The organism is Kitasatospora sp. NPDC058492 (assembly GCF_042720685.1).
Lineage (GTDB): Bacteria > Actinomycetota > Actinomycetes > Streptomycetales > Streptomycetaceae > Kitasatospora.
This window is the reverse complement of the sequence record NZ_JBHXMU010000110.1, coordinates 1-16,688: the sequence shown is the minus strand read 5'-3', so window position 1 is coordinate 16,688 and position 16,688 is coordinate 1. Positions and strand designations below refer to the sequence as shown.

The following is a 16,688-nucleotide window of genomic DNA, read 5'->3' as shown; positions in this document are numbered from 1 at the left end:
TGGGCTCACCTGGCCATGGGCTCACCTGGCCATGGGCTCACCTGGCCATGGGCTCACCTGGCCATGGGCTCACCTGGCCATGGGCTCACCTGGCCATGGGCTCACCTGGCCATGGGCTCACCTGGCCGGGCGCCGGCCCGGGCCGCCGTGGCGTGGGGCCGGGCGGCTGCCGAGCCTCGCAGCCGCCGGGCCTGCGCCCGGCAGGTTCCTCTCCTCGGCCGGGCCTGCGCCCGGCGGGTTCCTCTCCTCCTTACCTCGGTGGCTGCGGCTGCCAGAGGCACCCGCAGTCCGGATGTCCGCGCAGTCGCAGACGTCGTGGCATCCCTTCGCCGGCCGATACCTCGCACCATCCGTCCACGCTCGGCGGCCGCCCGCCGTCCAGGTGGATCTGGACGTGCAGTGCCGCCAGGCCGGCCACCATCGTGGCCAGGGCCGTGTCGCAGGCCGGGGTGCGCGCCCGGCCGGGCCCGCCGTCCGCCAGCTGGGCCAGGATCCGGGGCCAAGCGGCGTCCTCGTCCTCCCGGCGTAGGACCAGGCAGTGTCCGCAGGCCGACACCCCTGGCAGCACCAGGGGCCCGACCACCCCGAACTCCTCGACCAATCCGACGTACAGGTGCGGCACCCCGGCCCGGAGCAGCAGTCGGGCCTCGTACGTCCCGCCGGCGAACGCCCCGCTCCCGTCCCGGGGCGCGAGCACCACGAGGTCGGGCGGCGGCCCGTCGGGCTTTCGCCGGGGCACGGGCACCAGTGGTCGGCCCGACGCCCGTTGCACGGCCTCCCGGGCGGCCGTCAACCGCAGCCGCCCGACGTCCCCCGGCGGCAGTCCTGCCGGGGAGCAGTCCCCGGGGCGCACCCGGCCGCCGTCCACCACGGTGACCGTGCCCGCCCCGCCGGCCGAGAGCACGGCCGCCACGGCGGCGCCCACCCGGCCCGCGCCGCGGACCTCGATCCGGGCGCCGGCCCGTCGGGCCAGGACCGCCGGTGCGGCGCCGGGGCCGGAGTGGACCAGGGACAGTGAGGCGAGGTCCGGCCCGAGCAGGTCCCGGTGGGGCTGGGGGAAGCGGGCCAGCGCGGTGCCGGTCGCCTCCGCGTCGTCCAGTAACCCGGTCTCCTCCAGGTCGGTCAGCAGTGCGTCGGCGGGCTCCCGGCCCAGGCCGAGCTGCTCGCCGGCCTCCAGCAGTTCGGGGCGCTCCCTGGTCCCGTCGACCAGGCCGAGGAAGTCGCAGAGGGTCTTGTCGGCCTGGCCGAGCACCCCGGCGTAGCGGGTGATGGTCCCGAACTGCAGGGTGTCGGAGTCCCGCCAGCTGCGGGACAGGGCGGGCTTCAGTACGAGGCGCACGGCGATCTCCCTTCCGATCGTTTCCGGACGGCTGACCGCAGCATGCCCCATCGCGCCGACGTCGTGCGCAAAGTTATCCACAGGCTCGGGCTCATGATCACATCATCTGTTCGCAGACCCTGTGGATAACTGCCCATCCGCTCCGGCGCCAGTTTCCGGACACCCGCCGTCGACTTTTCGTTCCCGATCACTCCACGAAAGATTTCGGCCACGGCACCGGACTTCTGTCCGTGGTACCGGGTAACGTCGTGTGCCATGGCAGCCGAGCGGGACTCCCATCCACCGGCGTCGCGTCGGCGTGCCCGTGCAGCGTCCGGGTCGCAAGTGGCGGCGCCCGGCACGCGTGGGCGTCGGGACCAGGATCAGCAGGCGAGGCCCGCGTCGCCGCAGCACCCGGCCGCCGTCGCGCCACCGGAGCCGCACGACCGCGGCCGGGTGGAAGTGCGCCGCAGCGCCCGCCGCAGTCGCACCGTCTCGGCCTACCGCGAGGGCGACCGCACGATCGTGCTGATCCCGGCCCGGATGTCGCACGCCGAGGAGCAGCGCTGGGTCGCGCAGATGCTGGAGAAGCTCGCCGCCCAGGAGAGCCGCCGGATCCTCGGCGACGACGCGCTGATGGACCGGGCCCGCGGGCTGTCGGCCGCCTACCTGGGCGATCGCGCCCGGCCCGCCCAGGTCCGCTGGGTCACCAACCAGAACTCGCGCTGGGGCTCGTGCACCCCCAGCGAGGGGACGATCCGCCTCTCCCACCGTCTGCAGGGCATGCCGGAGTACGTCCTCGACTACGTGCTGCTGCACGAGCTCGCCCACCTGCTGGTGCCGGACCACGGCCCGGCGTTCTGGGCCCTGCTGGAGGCCTACCCCCGGACCGAGCGGGCCCGCGGCTACCTGGAGGGCGTGGTCTCGGCGGCCCGGCTGCCGCACATCCCCGGCGCCCGGCACGCCGACCGGGATGCCGATCCGGCCTGTTCCTGCGGCTGACGGCTTGACGCCCGGCCGGGAGGTGGCGGTGAAGAGGGCGGCGAGGAGAACGACGCGGAGAATGACGCGGGGAACGAAAAGAGGGGGGGGGGGGGGGGTGGGGCCCCGGGTGGGGTGGGGGGGGGCTCGGCGACCTCGGTAACCCTTCGTCGGGGGCGCGGGGCTAAACACTCGGTGGGGGGGTGCGTCTTCGCCCCCCCCCCCCCCCTCTTCGGGTTTCACCTCAGCTGGTCAGCCGGCGGGCCCGTGCCACCAGGTCCCGCACCGAGTGGTCGGTCAGCTCCGGCAGCCGGTCGTAGTCGAACCAGCGCAGGTCCAGCGACTCCTCGCTGATCAGCGCCTGTGCACCGGCCGGGGCCACCGCGATGTACTGGACGTCCAGGTGGGTGTTCTCCGGCCGGTCCTTGCCGGTGCAGCGGACCAGGTGCCGGTCCAGCTTGGCCGGCACCGGGACGCCGTCCACCTCCAGCAGGGACAGGTCGGGGATGCCGGACTCCTCGACGGCCTCCCGCAGCGCCGCCGACGCGAGGTCCCGGTCGTCGGGCTCGCAGTGCCCGCCCATCTGCAGCCAGATGCCGACCTTGGGGTGCAGGGTGAGCAGCACCCGCCCGGCCGCCGGGTCGACGACCGCCGCGCTCGCGGTGATGTGCGCGGGCAGGCAGGACCGGTACAGGCCCTCGGGCTGCTCGGCCAGGTGTGCCAGGTAGTCGAGCCGCAGCCGGTCCTGCTCCTCGTCGGCGGGGCGCCACCCGGTCAGGGTGCGCACGGCGTCCGCGTGCAGGGACGTCGCCCCGGTGTCGGTGGCCGTCATGCGGTGGGCTCGCCCTTTCCGTCGGTGCCGTCGCCGTCCTGCTTCGGCTCGTCGCTCTTCGCCGGCCCGTCGTTCTTGGTGAGGTCCGGCTTGGCGGCGGTGCCGCCCGCGGCGGCCTCGCCGAGCAGCTTGTCGATCGCGTCGAAGTCGAGGCCGCCCTCCAGGTCGCCGGTGCCCCGGTGCACGAAGGCGTCCGGGTCGTCCAGGTCGGCGGCGGTGGGCAGCATGTCCGGGTGCTGCCAGAGCGCGTCGCGGCCCTCGATGCCGCGCGCGTCGGCGAGCAGCGCCCACAGCCGGGCGGCGTCGCGCAGCCGGCGCGGGCGCAGCTCCAGGCCGACCAGGGTGGCGAAGGTCTGTTCGGCGGGCCCGCCGGCGGCGCGGCGGCGGCGGACGGTCTCGCGCAGCGCGCCGGCCTGCGGCAGGTGCGGTTCGGCGGCGGCGTGCACGACCGCGTCGACCCAGCCTTCGAGCAGCGCGAGCGCGGTCTCCAGGCGGGCGAGCGCGGCCTTCTGCTCGGGGGTGTCCTCGGGCTGGAGCAGCCCGCCGGCCAGCGCCTCCTGGAGCGCCTCCGGGTTGTTCGGGTCGAGCTGGCCGACGAGCTCCTCCATCCGGGAGGTGTCGACCTTGATGCCGCGGGCGTAGGCCTCGACGGCGCCGAGCAGGTGGGCCCGCAGCCACGGCACGTGGGCGAAGAGCCGCTGGTGGGCGGCCTCGCGCAGGGCGAGGTAGAGCCGGACTTCGTCGGCGGGCACGTTCAGGCCCTCGCCGAACTCGGCGACGTTCTGCGGCAGCAGTGCGGCCTTGCCGGCCGGGGCGAGCGGCAGGCCGACGTCGGCGGAGCCGACCACCTCGCCGGCGAGGGCGCCGAGCGCCTGGCCGATCTGGGTGCCGAACATGGCGCCGCCCATGGAGCGCATCATGCCCATCAGCGGGCCGGCCATGGCCTGCATCTCCTCGGGCAGGACGCCGCCCATGGCGTTGCCGACCCGCTCGGCGACCGGGTCGACGAGGTCCTTCCAGACCGGGAGGGTGGCCTCGATCCACTCGGCGCGGCTCCAGGCGACGGCGGAGGCGGCGCCGGAGGGGAACTCGGTGACGCCGTCGAGCCACAGGTCGGCGAGCCGGACGGCCTCGGCGACGGCGGAGTGCTCGGCGGCGCTGACCGAGCGGTCCTTGCTCTTGCCCTCGGCGGGTTCGGCGACGACGCTCTGGCGGGCGATGTTCTTGGCGAGGTCCCAGTTCACCGGGCCGCCCTCGAACGAGAGCATCTGCCCGAGCTGCTGGAACGCGCTGCCGAGGTCGTTGGGGTTGAGGCCGCCGAACATCGCGGCGAACGGGTTTTCGGCCCCGCCGGGGCCGCCCGGGGCTCCGCCGCCGGGCATGCCGGGCATGCCGAACAGGGCGCCGAACGGGTTGCCGGCGCCGAAGCCGAACGGCTGCGCACCGCTCTGGTCGGAGCCTGCGGAGCTCTGGTCCTTCTTCTGCTGCTCGTTGTCGGGCTTGGCCTTGCCGTCCTCGGGCTCCTCGGGCGGAACGCCGAATCCGAAGGGAAGGTCGCTCACGGGGTCCTCGATCCGGTCGGCCGTCATACGGGTGTGGCGGGAAGTGCTGCCCGCCCGGGGCACCGGCGGAGTGGGGGACTCGTGGGCGGCTCCAGTGCGGCAGGCCCGCGCCGGGTGCACCGCCGGGCCTTCGCCTCGGGCAGGATGGACGTACGTGACACACGTCCGTACGCACATAAGCTAACCGTGGAGGATGGTCGGTGAGTTCCCCGCCTTCGGACGTTCGCTCTGGGCTGACCGGAGACGAGGACGCCCCGGACATCACGGCGTCGCCGCCTCCAGCCTACGGCGGACGGCCGCTGACCGTGGCCGTCACCGGTGCCGCCGGCGTGATCGGCGAGCGGGTCGCGGCCCGTCTGGTCGCCTCGCCGCACGTGCGCAGGGTGCTGGCGGTGGACGACCGGCGCGGTGAGGTGCCGGGTGTGCAGTGGCGGGTGCTGGACGTGCGGGACCCCGCGGTGGCCGAGCGGTTGTCCGGGGTGGACGTGGTGGTGCACCTGGCGATGGACTTCGGCATGGAGTCGGATCCGCGCGCCCGCAGCGCCTACAACGTGCGCGGCGCGCAGACCGTGCTGACGGCGGCCGCGGCCGCCGGGGTGCACCGGGTGGTGCTCTGCACCTCCGCGATGGTCTACGGCGCGCTGGCCGACAACGAGGTGCCGCTGGCCGAGGACTCCGAGCTGCGGGCGACCGAGGAGGCCTCGCTGGTCGGGGACCTGCTGGAGATCGAGCGCCTGGCCCGCCGGGCGCCGCGCGCCCACCCGGGGCTGCAGGTGACGGTGCTGCGTCCGGCGGTGGTGGTCGGCCCCGGTGTGGACACCGTGCTGACCCGGCACTTCGAGGCGCCGCGGCTGCTGGTGGTGGCCGGTTCCCGCCCGTGCTGGCAGTTCTGCCACGTGGACGACCTGGCGGCGGCGCTGGAGTACGCGGCGCTGGGCCTGGTGGAGGGCGAGGTGACGGTCGGCTGCGACGGCTGGCTGGAGCAGGAGGACGTGGAGCGGCTGTCGGGGATCCGGCGGATGGAGCTGCCGGCCTCGCTGGCGCTGGGCACCGCGGCCCGGCTGCACCGGCTGGGCCTGACCCCGGCCCCGGCGGGGGACCTGGCCTACACGATGTACCCGTGGGTGGTGTCCGGCAGCCGGTTGCACGAGGCGGGCTGGCGTCCGGAGCACAGCAACGAGCAGGTGCTGGCCGAGCTGCTGGGCCAGGTCGCCGGGAAGCACGCGGTGGCCGGGCGCCGGCTGGGCGGCAAGGAGGCCGCGACCAGCCTGGGGGCGGCCGGGGCGACGGTGGCGCTGGTCGGTACGGCCGCGCTGGTGCGCCGGGCCCGCAAGCGGCGCCGCTTCTGAGGCCGGTGGCCCCGAGGGGGGAGCAGATTTTCTCACGATGCGGAATCCCGCCATCGTGATGCGGAACCTGCTTGCCTCAAACCACCCGGGATGGGGAATCATGGGGGCATGCCCGAGAACCAGGACCCCATCCGCCTGCTCGCCGTCCGCGACACCCCGCTCTCGCTGGACGAGGTGTACGAGGCGGTCGGCGACGACGCGGCCGGCGGGACGACCGTCTTCGTCGGGACGGTCCGCGACCACGACGGTGGCAAGTCGGTCACCGCGCTGGAATACAGCTGCCACCCCACCGCCGAGCAGGAGATGCGCCGGATCGCGGAGAAGGTCGTCGCCGACTTCCCGGTGCGGGCGCTGGCCGCGGTGCACCGGGTCGGCCGGCTGGAGATCACCGACAAGGCGGTGATCGTCGCCGTGTCCTGCGCCCACCGGGGCGAGGCCTTCGCGGCCGCCCGGCGGCTGATCGACGACCTCAAGCACGAGGTGCCGATCTGGAAGCACCAGGTCTTCGCCGACGGCGAGGAGGAGTGGGTCGGCGCCGGCAGCTGCTGACCCGGGCGCCCCCTGTGGGCCGGACCGGATCGGACCGGCCGCGACCGGACGGGGCCTGAAGGGGTCCGAAGAGGTCGATCGGCTGCGGAGAGTCGCCACCGGTGCACGGAATGCGACGAGCATGCCGGACGGGCCGGGCTCTCACTCGAACGGGTCCGGGTCAGTGGGCCGAATACTCCCTGGCAGTGAGCCGATCGGCCGTCCCGTAACCCGGACGGCGCCGCCCGCGTTGTCCGCCGGAGTGGTTAATCTGCTCATAGACACGACGAGCTGGGAGTACTGATATGGGTGCGCTCGCCTGGTTGATCATTCCGGTCATCGCCGTCCTGCTCGCCGCCTTGTGGGCGGGCTGGGCCCAACGCGCCCCGAGGGCCACGGGGGACCCGGCCTCGCTCGCCGAGCACCGGCGCTTCATGGCCGCGATGGAACGCACCACCGCCGGGAGCACCGCCTCCGAGGACGGTTCCGGCCGGTAGCCCGGGGGGCGTCCGCTCATCCGCGTCCCGTACTGTCGAGGCATGCCACGCCGCTCCGCGACGATGCTCGCTGCCACCCTGCTGCTCATAGCGCTGCTCTGCGTCTCGGTGCTGATGAAGGTGCCGTACACGGAGATGAGCCCGGGGCCGACGTACAACACGCTCGGCAACCAGGGGGGCAAGTCGGTGATCACCATCACCGGGCGCGACTCGTACCCGACCACCGGGCACCTCAACATGACCACCGTCCAGGTCACCGGGGCCAAGTACGAGCCCAGCCTGGTCAACGCGGTGGTCGGGTGGCTTCGCGACGACGTGATGGTCGTGCCGCACGACAACGTCTACCCGAAGGGGCAGACGGACGCCGACGCCAAGAAGCAGAACGCCGAGGAGTTCGCCTCCTCCGAGGACAGCGCCCGCACCGCCGCGCTCAACCAGCTGGGCATCCCGGTCGGCACCGAGCTGATCATCAAATCGGTCACGGCGGGGGCTCCGGCGGAGGGCCGGCTGCACGCGGGCGACCAGATCGTGGCCGTCGACGGCACGCCGGTCGGCACGGTCGAGCAGGTGGTGGCCGCGGTCACCAAGCACAAGCCGGGCGAGTCGGCGGTCTTCACCGTCGTCCCGCGGGTCAAGGACGCGACCGGCAACGGCGGCGCCAACCCGGGGGACCGGACCGACGTCACCGTCCCCACCGTGCGGGCCAAGGACCTCGACCCGAAGGCCCCGGCCGAGCGGGCGGAACTCGCGGTGGTCGGCATCGGCACCACGATCCGGCACACCTACCCGTTCCAGATCGACATCGGCCTCCAGGACGTCGGCGGGCCGAGCGCCGGGCTGATGTTCTCGCTCGGCATCATCGACAAGCTCACCCCCGGCGGCGACCTCACCGGCGGCCGGTTCGTGGCGGGCACCGGCACCATCGACGACGACGGCAAGGTCGGCCCGATCGGCGGGATATCGATGAAGCTGATCGCCGCCCGGGACGCCGGCGCCGAGTACTTCTTCACCCCGTCCTCGAACTGCGCCGAGGCGACCAAGAACGTCCCGTCCGGACTGAACCTGATCAAGACGGACACGCTGGACGGCGCGCTGAAGTCGCTGGAGCAGATCCGCTCCGGGCAGACCTCCGCGCTGCCGTCCTGCGCCGTGAAGTAGTGCCGTGAAGTAGTGCCGTGAACTAATGCCGTGAACTAATGCCGCGGCCGTAGTGCCGTGGCGTAGTGCCGTGAACGTGGAGTGGTGCGGCCGGGGGGCTACGAGAAGGTCGCCAGCAGCGCCGCGGTCAGGCCGGGCACCAGGTCCGGGCCGGTCAGCACCTCGCGGGCGACGTCCTTGGAGCGCAGCCGCAGCGCGATCTCCTTCTTGCCGTTGCGCAGCACGGCGGCGGTGATCCGCACCTCCTCGCGCTTGGGGTGGTTGGCCACCCACTCGGCGAGCTGGGCGTCGCTGGCGTTGCGCGGGCGGGTCTGCTCGGAGCCCGGCGGCAGCATCAGGCGCTCGACGACCAGGGCGCAGCCGACCACCGCGTCGGGCCAGGCGATGGTGCCGAGGAACTTGTCCAGCTCCATGCCGGCCGGCAGCTCGTCCTGCTCGACCGGGGTGAGGCCGGCCGTGTCGTCGTCGCCGAGGCCGAGCTGGGCGGCGATCTTCGGGTCGGCCTTGCGCAGGGCGGTGCTGTCCACCAGGGCGAACAGCCGGGCCGGGAGGTCCCAGCCGAGCGTGGCGGCGTACTCGTCGATCTCCAGCGCGGCCCGGGTGAGTGGGGTGGCGGCGGGGAGCTTGGAGACGTCGTCGGGGGAGCCGGGGGGGTTGAGTGCATTGGACGCGTCGGACATGCCTCAATCCTCACACGCCGGGCGGGGGCCCGGGCGCCGGGCGCCGCGAGTGGGCCGGGGAACGGCCGGGACGGGGAACGTCGTCGTAACCGTCTGCTAACGGTGGGAACTCGGCCAAAGCCTGGTTAAGTTTCCCTGAAGACCGACTGACTCCAGTGACTCCAGACGACACAGCTGAGGTGCCACCGTGGTATTCCAGATGCCGGAACGCTCAGGGCCGGGTTTCCGGCGCAGGGTAGGGCCGCCCTCCCGGCGGGCGCGGGTGGCCCTGCTGACCCTGGGCGTACTCGCGGTGCTGTTCCTGCTGTTCGTCATGTTCGCCGGGTTCTGGACGGACTGGCTGTGGTTCAGGTCCGTCCGTTACTCCTCGGTGTTCACCACGCAGCTGTGGACGAAGATCGGCCTGTTCGCGGTGTTCGGCCTGCTGATGGCGGTGATCGTCGGCTTCAACGTCTGGCTGGCGCACCGGCTGCGGCCGCCGCTGTCGGCGATGTCGGTCGAGCAGCAGAGCCTGGACCGCTACCGCTCGGGCCTGGCGCCGTTCAAGCGCTGGGCGCTGATCGGCGTCTCGCTGGTGATCGGCCTGGTGGCGGGCGCCGCGGCGTCCGGCCAGTGGCGGACCTGGCTGATGTGGACGAACGCGACGCCCTTCGGCGAGAAGGACGCCCAGTTCGGCATGGACGTCTCGTTCTACGCCTTCGACCTGCCGTTCTACGAGTTCGTGCTGGGCTTCGCGTTCAGCGCGGTGATCGTCTCGCTGCTGACCTCGGCGCTGGTGCACTACCTGTACGGGGGGCTGCGGCTGCAGGGCCCGGGCCGTCGGGCGAGCGCGGGCGCGCAGGGGCACCTGGCGGTGCTGCTGGGCGTGTTCGTGCTGCTGAAGGCGGTGGCGTACTGGCTGGACCGGTACGCGCTGGCCGTGAAGACCGGCTCCTACAAGGGGGTCTCCGGCTGGACGGGCCTGCGCTACGTGGACGCCAACGCGTTCCTGCCGGCCAAGACGATCCTGTTCTTCGTGGCGATCATCTGCGCGCTGCTGTTCTTCCTGACGCCGGTGCGCCGCACCTGGGCGCCGGCCCTGATCGGGCTGGGGCTGATGGTGCTGTCGGCGGTGCTGATCGGCGGGCTGTACCCGGCGATCGTGCAGCAGTTCCAGGTCAAGCCGAACGAGCAGGCCAAGGAAACGCCGTACATCCAGAAGAACATCGACGCGACGCGGCAGGCGTACGGGATCGCGGACGCGCAGACCACCCAGTACAGCCCGCAGGGGTCGACGACGGCCGAGGCGCTCAAGCCGGACGCGCAGACCATCTCCGACATCCGGCTGCTGGACCCGAACGTCGTCTCGCCGACCTTCCAGTCGATCGAGCAGCAGCGCAACTACTACGCCTTCCCGAACACCCTGGACGTGGACCGCTACGGCTCCGGCACGGACAAGCAGGACACCGTGATCGGTCTGCGCGAGCTGGACCTCAACGGCGTGCAGCGCAACTGGATCAACGACCACTTCAAGTACACCCACGGCTACGGCGCGGTCGTCGCCAAGGGCAACCAGGTCAGCGACAAGGGCGAGCCGGTGTTCACCGAGTCCGGCCTGCCGGCCACCGGTGCGCTGGGCGACTACCAGCAGCGGATCTACTACGGCGAGAAGACGACGTCGTACTCGATCGTCGGCGGCTCGAACAAGGAGATCGACTACACCACCAAGACCGGCGAGAACAAGGAGTACACCTACACCGGCAACAGCGGTGTCTCGCTGGACAACCCGATCACCCGGGCCGCGTACGCGGTGCGCTTCGCCGAGCCGCAGATCCTGTACGCGGGGGCGATCACCGACGGCGCGAAGGTGATCTACAACCGGACGCCGAAGGAGCGGGTGGAGAAGGTCGCCCCGTGGCTGTCCATCGACGCCGACGCGTACCCGGTGGTGCAGGACGGCCGGGTGGTCTGGGTGCTGGACGGCTACACCACCTCGGACGGCTACCCGTTCTCGTCGAAGACGACGCTGGGCACCGCGACCAAGGACTCGCTGACCAACCAGCGCGGTGAGCTGCTGACCGTCGCCAACCAGGTCAACTACATCCGCAACTCGGTCAAGGCCACGGTGGACGCCTACACCGGCGAGGTGAAGCTCTACCAGTGGGACGAGCAGGACCCGGTGCTGAAGACCTGGATGAAGGCGTTCCCCGGCACCGTCGAGCCGAAGGCGGACATCCCGGGCACGCTGCTGCCGCACCTGCGCTACCCGCAGGACATGTTCAAGGTGCAGCGCGACCTGCTCGGCCAGTACCACGTGACCGACGCCAACTCCTTCTTCAACGGCAGCGACATCTGGCAGATCCCGGTCGACCCGACCAGCGACACCAAGCAGGTCCAGCCGCCGTACTACGTGACGGTGCGGATGCCGGACCCGCAGGTCACCTCGGCGAGCTTCTCGCTGACCACGACCTTCGTGCCCAACGGCCGCCCGAACCTGGCCGCGTTCATGGCCGTCAACGCCGATCCGGGGCCGGACTACGGGAAGATCCGCATCCTGAAGATCTCGGGGGACAACAGCGCCCCCGGCCCGGGCCTGGTGCAGTCGACGTTCAACTCCCGGCAGGAGGTGGCCTCGCAGATCTTCGCGCTGAAGAGCGGCGGTGACACCGAGCTGGAGTACGGCAACCTGCTGACCCTGCCGGTCGGCGGCGGGCTGCTCAACGTCGAGCCGGTGTACGTGCGCGGACGCGGCGCCAAGTACCCGACGCTGCAGAAGGTGCTGGCGGTGTACGGGAACGACAACGTGGCGTTCGAGAACACCCTGGAGGACGCGCTGAAGAAGGTGTTCGCCGGGGCGGCCCCGGGGACCACGCCGACCGCGCCGTCCACGCCGAACAACCCGGGGACGCCGACCACTCCGGGGACGGCGACGCCGGGCGGGACGATCTCGCCGGAGCTGCAGAAGGCGCTCGGGGACGCGGAGAAGGCGTACAACGACAGCCAGGCCGCGTTCAAGAACGGCGACTGGGTGGCCTACGGCAACGCCCAGAAGGCGCTGGGCGACGCGCTGAAGGCGGCCGAGGCGGCCCGCGGCGGGAGCCCGGTGCAGGCCCCGACGCCGGGCGCGACCCCGGGCGCGACCCCGGGTGCGACGCCGACCGGATCGCCGTCCGGGCAGCCGTAGCCGTAGTCGTGGCCCGCTGAGCTGCGGCAACCGATTCCTGTTCCACCCCGCACCCGTGCTATGGTTCAACTACCGACGCGGGGTGGAGCAGCTCGGTAGCTCGCTGGGCTCATAACCCAGAGGTCGCAGGTTCAAATCCTGTCCCCGCTACTCAGTGGACAGAGGCCCGGAGGATTCTTCCTCCGGGCCTCTGGCGTTTTCCCCCCGAAGCGGTGGGAACCGCTCCGGTACCATCAACCGTCGCCAACGACGACGGCAAGGGGTTTGTGGGGTCCGAGTGTCGGGAAATCGACAAAGCGCCGAAGCAATTTCGTCGGCTTCGGGTCGGCCCCGCCCGAATTCGGCCGGGGCAGGTGTACGCGGGTTGCGGGTGGTGCGACGATGGGACACATGGGGGACGGTGCGCGGCTGCTGACCGGCCGTCGGTTCCGGCGCCTCCCCTGGGGGTCCCCCCGGCCGCGGGCCGGGGCACGATGCCGCGACACTCTGGGGGAGCGGGAGTCGGCATGAGGCTGATCGGCAAGAACGGGTCAGGCACCAAGTCCGCGGCGGCCACCGAGGCGGACACCGACGCCTGGGCGGAGAGCCCCGAGAGCCGCCCCGGAGCCCTGCCCGCCCAGCGCACCAGCGGCCTGTCCGAGCGCCCCCCGGTCGCCGGCTACGGCCCCGACAGCCTGGTCCACGTGTCCACCCGTCAGTTCGCCGACGCCGTCCGCCCGTACGGGCCCGACGGCGCCGCCGCCGACGGCCCGAACGCCGCCGCGCTCGACCCGGCCGGTCTGGACACCACCAGCTTCGAGACCGCGCTGGCCGCCCGCGAGAGCGCCGCGCTGGAGGCCCGCCACCGGCAGGCCGCCGACGACGGCGACCCGGACGCCGCCAGCCGGCTCGGCACCCTGCTGCTGCGCCGCGGCGACCTGGAGGACGCCGAGCCCTACCTGCGCGCCGCCGCGGCCGCCGGGACGCGCGCCGCCGCCAACAACCTCGGCGTGCTGCTGCACCAGCAGGGCCACCGGGCCGAGGCCGCCCAGTGGTGGCGCCATGCCGCGGTGGCCGGCAGCGCCCCCGCCGCGCACGCGCTCGGGCTCCAACTGCGCGACCAGGGCGAGGAGGAGGCCGCCGAGTACTGGCTGCACTTCGCCGCCGACCACGGCCACCCGCTCGGCGCCTACGCGCTGGGCGACCTGATGGAGCACCGGCGCGACGTGCGCGCCGAGCGCTGGTTCAAGGTCTCCGCCGACGCCGGGCACCGGGAGGCCGCCTACCGGCTGGCCCGGATGCGCGAGGCCGCCGGGGACAAGGAGACCGCCGAGGCCTGGTACCGCACCGCCGCCGCCCGCGGCCACGCCCGCGCCGCGCTGCGCCTGGGCGTGCTGCTGGAGGAGCGCGCCGCCACCGACCAGTCGCTGCTGGAGGAGGCCGCCCGCTGGTACCGGCAGTCCGCGCAGAACGGCGAGCCGCGCGCCGCCTGCGCGCTGGGCTTCCTGCTGCGCGACTCCGGGGACCTGGCCGCCGCCGCCGAGTGGTGGCGGGAGGCCGCCGAGGCCGGCGACGGCAACGCCGCCAACGCGCTGGGCGCCCTGCACGCCGGCCGCGGCGAGGCCAAGGAGGCCGAGCGCTGGTACCGCACCGCCCTGGACGCGGGCGACCAGAACGGCGCCTTCAACCTCGGCCTGCTCTGCGTCGCCACCGGCCGCGACCAGCAGGCCGAGCAGTGGTACCGCCGGGCCGCGTACGCCGGGCACCGGGAGGCCTGCAACGCGCTGGCCGTGGTGCTGTTGCAGCGCGGCGAGGAGACCGGCGCCGAGCCGTGGTTCTCCAAGGCGGCCGAGGCCGGCAGCGTGGACGGCGCGTTCAACCTGGGCGTGCTGCACGCCGGGCGCGGCGAGCAGCGGCAGGCCCAGGAGTGGTACGCGCGGGCCGCCGCCGAGGGCCACGGCGAGGCCGCGCTGCAACTGGCCGTCGCCCAGGAGCAGCGGGGCAACCTGGCCGGCGCGCTGGAGCGCTACCGGCAGGCGGCGTCCGGCGGGTCGGCGGAGGGCGCGTTCCGGCTGGCCTCGGTGCTGGACCGGCGCGGTGACGCGGACACCGAGGCCGAGCACTGGTACGCGCTGGCGGCCGATGCCGGGCACCGGCGGGCGCAGGTGCGGATGGGGGTGCGGGCGGCCGAGCGCGGCGCGCTGGAGATCGCCGAGAGCTGGTACCGGCGGGCGGCCGAGGCCGGCAGCCGCAGCGCCGCCTTCAACCTGGGGCTGCTGCTGGCCCGGCAGGACCGCGAGGCGCAGGCGATGCTCTGGTACACCAGGGCGGCCGACGCCGGGCACGGGCGGGCGGCGCTGCGCCTGGCGCTGCTGGCGCTGCGCCGGGGGGAGCCGGTGCAGGCGGAGAACTGGTGCCGCCGGGCGGCCGACTACGGGCCGGCCGAGGTGGCGGAGCGGGCCGGGCGCCTGCTGGGCGCGCTGCACGCGGAGCTGAGCGCGTAGGGCGGGTCCGGCGGTTCCCGCCGGGCGGGCGGGGCCGCGTTACGGCGTGCCCGTGCAGTCCGGGCACAGGCCGCGGTAGGTGACCTCGGCGGTGGTGACGGTGAAGCCGAAGCGTTCGTCGGCCGGGAGGGCGGCGAGCGGGTCGCCGTGCGGGTGGACGTCGCGGATGGCGCCGCAGCCGGAGCAGACCAGGTGCTGGTGGGCGCGGTGGGCGTTGGGGTCGTAGCGCTTGGCGCGCCCGTTGGTGGCGACCTCCAGGACCTCGCCGAGGCCGACCAGTTCGCCGAGGGTGTTGTAGACGGTCGCGCGGCTGATCTCGGGCAGGCGGGCGACGGCGCGGGCGTGCACCTCGTCCGCGGTGAGGTGGACGTGGTCGCCGTCTAGGACCTCGGCCACGACCCGGCGCTGTGAGGTCAGCCGCCAGCCGCGTCCGCGAAGTCGTTCCAGCAGGTCGCTCATGGGAACAGGGTAAGTCACGCTCTCAGATTGGTTCCAGTGTTGACTTGGACAAAGTCCAAGTTAGGATCGAGTCGTCACGACCGGATAACGCGGAGGCCCTCTTATGACGACCCAGGACGAGCTGCGCCCCACCCTCACCACGGAGGCGGGTGCCCCCGTCGCCGACAACCAGAACACCGAGACCGCGGGCCCCGGCGGCCCGGCGCTCATCCAGGACCAGCAGCTCTTCGAGAAGCTCGCGCACTTCAACCGCGAGCGGATCCCGGAGCGCGTGGTGCACGCCCGCGGCGCGGCGGCCTACGGCACCTTCACGGTGACCGCCGACCTGGCGCCCTACACCCGGGCCTCGTTCCTGTCCGAGGTCGGCAAGCAGACCGAGGTCTTCCTGCGGTTCTCCACCGTGGCCGGCAACCTCGGCTCGGCCGATGCGGTGCGCGACCCGCGCGGCTTCGCGCTGAAGTTCTACACCGAGGAGGGCAACTACGACCTCGTCGGCAACAACACCCCGGTGTTCTTCATCAAGGACGCCGTGAAGTTCCCCGACTTCATCCACACCCAGAAGCGCGACCCGTACACCGGCTCCCAGGAGGCGGACAACGTCTGGGACTTCTGGGGCCTGTCGCCCGAGGCCACCCACCAGGTGACCTGGCTGTTCGGCGACCGCGGCATCCCGGCCAGCTACCGCCACCTCAACGGCTACGGCTCGCACACCTTCCAGTGGCAGAACGAGGCCGGCGAGCACTTCTGGGTCAAGTACCACTTCAAGACCGACCAGGGCATCAGGAACCTCACCCAGGACGAGGCCAACCGGCTGGCCGGCGAGGACCCGGACAGCCACCAGCGCGACCTGCGCGAGTCGATCGAGCGCGGTGAGTTCCCCAGCTGGACCGTGCAGGTCCAGATCATGCCGGCGGCCGACGCGGCGCAGTACCGCTTCAACCCCTTCGACCTCACCAAGGTCTGGCCGCACGCCGACTACCCGCCGGTCGAGATCGGGCGGCTGGAGCTCAACCGCAACCCCGACAACGTCTTCGCCGAGGTCGAGCAGTCGATCTTCTCCCCGTCGCACTTCGTGCCCGGCATCGGCCCGTCCCCCGACAAGATGCTGCAGGGCCGCCTGTTCGCGTACGCGGACGCCCACCGCTACCGCGTCGGCATCAACGCCGACCACCTGCCGGTGAACCGCCCGCACGCCACCGAGGCGCGCACCAACAGCCGCGACGGCCACCTGTACGACGGCCGCCACGGCCGCCAGAAGAACTACGAGCCGAACAGCTTCGGCGGCCCGGTGCAGACCGGCCGCCCGCTGTGGGCCGCCACCGCGGTCACCGGCGCCACCGGCAACCACGAGGCGCCCTCGCACGCCGAGGACGACGACTTCGTGCAGGCCGGCAACCTGTACCGGCTGTTCTCGGAGGACGAGAAGCAGCGGCTGATCGCCAACCTGGCCGGCTTCATCGCCAAGGTCTCCGCCGACCGCGAGGACATCGTCGAGCGGGCGGTCGACAACTTCCGCAAGGCCGACGCCGACTACGGGCAGCGGCTGGAGACGGCCGTCCGGGAGCTGCGCAAGCAGTAGCCGGGACGCGCCCCGATGAGCGGCGGGGGCCCGGGGGCCCCCCCCCCGGGGGACCCCCCCCCCCCCCCCCCACGCCCCCCCCCGACCCCCGAAAAAGCA

13 protein-coding genes and 1 tRNA gene are annotated in these 16,688 nt (G+C 73.0%); 9 read left to right on the top strand and 5 right to left on the bottom strand.

All coding sequences use genetic code 11. From position 1 onward, the window contains the following. Positions 1-250: 250 nt before the first annotated feature. The gene (locus ACFWPI_RS38500) at positions 251-1,339 is read right to left on the bottom strand and encodes a ThiF family adenylyltransferase (RefSeq protein ID WP_380381068.1); all 1,089 of its coding nucleotides are present in this window, start codon (positions 1,337-1,339) and stop codon (positions 251-253) included. A gap of 324 nt (positions 1,340-1,663) precedes the next feature. Between ACFWPI_RS38500 and ACFWPI_RS38495 the strand changes: the two genes are divergently transcribed. After that, positions 1,664-2,320 (top strand): M48 family metallopeptidase, encoded by a 657-nt coding sequence (locus tag ACFWPI_RS38495; protein ID WP_380381070.1) that lies wholly within the window; start codon positions 1,664-1,666, stop codon positions 2,318-2,320. Positions 2,321-2,543: 223 nt separating this feature from the next. On the opposite strand, the gene ACFWPI_RS38490 is transcribed toward ACFWPI_RS38495, so the two are convergent. Together ACFWPI_RS38490 and ACFWPI_RS38485 are read right to left on the bottom strand one after the other, a co-directional pair. After that, complete coding sequence (locus ACFWPI_RS38490; protein ID WP_380380238.1) at positions 2,544-3,131, bottom strand: NUDIX hydrolase; 588 nt, start codon at positions 3,129-3,131, stop codon at positions 2,544-2,546. Beyond that, a complete protein-coding gene (locus tag ACFWPI_RS38485) occupies positions 3,128-4,693 on the bottom strand; it encodes a zinc-dependent metalloprotease (protein WP_380380236.1) in 1,566 nt (521 codons plus the stop codon). The genes ACFWPI_RS38490 and ACFWPI_RS38485 overlap by 4 nt, the downstream gene beginning before the upstream one ends. Positions 4,694-4,893: 200 nt before the next feature. Between ACFWPI_RS38485 and ACFWPI_RS38480 the strand changes: the two genes are divergently transcribed. From ACFWPI_RS38480 to ACFWPI_RS38465, 4 genes are all read left to right on the top strand, one after another. After that, the gene (locus ACFWPI_RS38480; RefSeq protein WP_107452871.1) at positions 4,894-6,042 is read left to right on the top strand and encodes an NAD-dependent epimerase/dehydratase family protein; all 1,149 of its coding nucleotides are present in this window, start codon (positions 4,894-4,896) and stop codon (positions 6,040-6,042) included. Between the two features lie 108 nt (positions 6,043-6,150). Beyond that, on the top strand, positions 6,151-6,591 hold the full coding sequence (locus ACFWPI_RS38475; protein ID WP_363377185.1) for a molybdenum cofactor biosynthesis protein MoaE: 441 nt from the start codon (positions 6,151-6,153) through the stop codon (positions 6,589-6,591). 284 nt (positions 6,592-6,875) lie between these two features. Next, the gene (locus ACFWPI_RS38470; protein ID WP_063347895.1) at positions 6,876-7,067 is read left to right on the top strand and encodes a hypothetical protein; all 192 of its coding nucleotides are present in this window, start codon (positions 6,876-6,878) and stop codon (positions 7,065-7,067) included. Positions 7,068-7,109: 42 nt separating this feature from the next. Further along, complete coding sequence (locus ACFWPI_RS38465) at positions 7,110-8,225, top strand: PDZ domain-containing protein (RefSeq protein ID WP_380380234.1); 1,116 nt, start codon at positions 7,110-7,112, stop codon at positions 8,223-8,225. A gap of 98 nt (positions 8,226-8,323) precedes the next feature. Here the strand turns inward: ACFWPI_RS38465 and ACFWPI_RS38460 are convergent, their stop codons facing one another. Then, the gene (locus ACFWPI_RS38460; RefSeq protein ID WP_380380232.1) at positions 8,324-8,905 is read right to left on the bottom strand and encodes a PPA1309 family protein; all 582 of its coding nucleotides are present in this window, start codon (positions 8,903-8,905) and stop codon (positions 8,324-8,326) included. A 199-nt stretch (positions 8,906-9,104) separates the two neighbouring features. On the opposite strand from ACFWPI_RS38460, the gene ACFWPI_RS38455 reads away from it, so the two are divergent. From ACFWPI_RS38455 to ACFWPI_RS38445, 3 genes are all read left to right on the top strand, one after another. Next, positions 9,105-12,068 carry a UPF0182 family protein gene (locus ACFWPI_RS38455; RefSeq protein WP_380380230.1) on the top strand — a complete coding sequence of 988 codons (2,964 nt, stop codon included), beginning with the start codon at positions 9,105-9,107 and terminating at the stop codon, positions 12,066-12,068. 76 nt (positions 12,069-12,144) lie between these two features. Continuing rightward, a tRNA-Met gene (locus tag ACFWPI_RS38450) sits at positions 12,145-12,218 on the top strand. A 356-nt stretch (positions 12,219-12,574) separates the two neighbouring features. After that, on the top strand, positions 12,575-14,551 hold the full coding sequence (locus ACFWPI_RS38445) for a tetratricopeptide repeat protein (protein ID WP_380380228.1): 1,977 nt from the start codon (positions 12,575-12,577) through the stop codon (positions 14,549-14,551). A gap of 39 nt (positions 14,552-14,590) precedes the next feature. Here ACFWPI_RS38445 and ACFWPI_RS38440 read toward each other — a convergent pair whose 3' ends face one another. Beyond that, entirely contained in the window at positions 14,591-15,010 is a 420-nt protein-coding gene (locus ACFWPI_RS38440) for a Fur family transcriptional regulator (protein WP_380342835.1), read from the bottom strand. A 103-nt stretch (positions 15,011-15,113) separates the two neighbouring features. On the opposite strand from ACFWPI_RS38440, the gene ACFWPI_RS38435 reads away from it, so the two are divergent. Continuing rightward, entirely contained in the window at positions 15,114-16,589 is a 1,476-nt protein-coding gene (locus tag ACFWPI_RS38435; protein ID WP_380380226.1) for a catalase, read from the top strand. The last annotated feature ends 99 nt before the right edge of the window (positions 16,590-16,688 follow it).

Coding starts and splice junctions, on each gene's coding strand:
- ACFWPI_RS38490 (WP_380380238.1), bottom strand. CDS start 3,131: ATGACGGCCACCGACACCGGGGCGACGTCCCTGCACGCGGACGCCGTG.
- ACFWPI_RS38475 (WP_363377185.1), top strand. CDS start 6,151: ATGCCCGAGAACCAGGACCCCATCCGCCTGCTCGCCGTCCGCGACACC.
- ACFWPI_RS38470 (WP_063347895.1), top strand. CDS start 6,876: ATGGGTGCGCTCGCCTGGTTGATCATTCCGGTCATCGCCGTCCTGCTC.
- ACFWPI_RS38465 (WP_380380234.1), top strand. CDS start 7,110: ATGCCACGCCGCTCCGCGACGATGCTCGCTGCCACCCTGCTGCTCATA.
- ACFWPI_RS38460 (WP_380380232.1), bottom strand. CDS start 8,905: ATGTCCGACGCGTCCAATGCACTCAACCCCCCCGGCTCCCCCGACGAC.
- ACFWPI_RS38455 (WP_380380230.1), top strand. CDS start 9,105: ATGCCGGAACGCTCAGGGCCGGGTTTCCGGCGCAGGGTAGGGCCGCCC.
- ACFWPI_RS38445 (WP_380380228.1), top strand. CDS start 12,575: ATGAGGCTGATCGGCAAGAACGGGTCAGGCACCAAGTCCGCGGCGGCC.
- ACFWPI_RS38440 (WP_380342835.1), bottom strand. CDS start 15,010: ATGAGCGACCTGCTGGAACGACTTCGCGGACGCGGCTGGCGGCTGACC.
- ACFWPI_RS38435 (WP_380380226.1), top strand. CDS start 15,114: ATGACGACCCAGGACGAGCTGCGCCCCACCCTCACCACGGAGGCGGGT.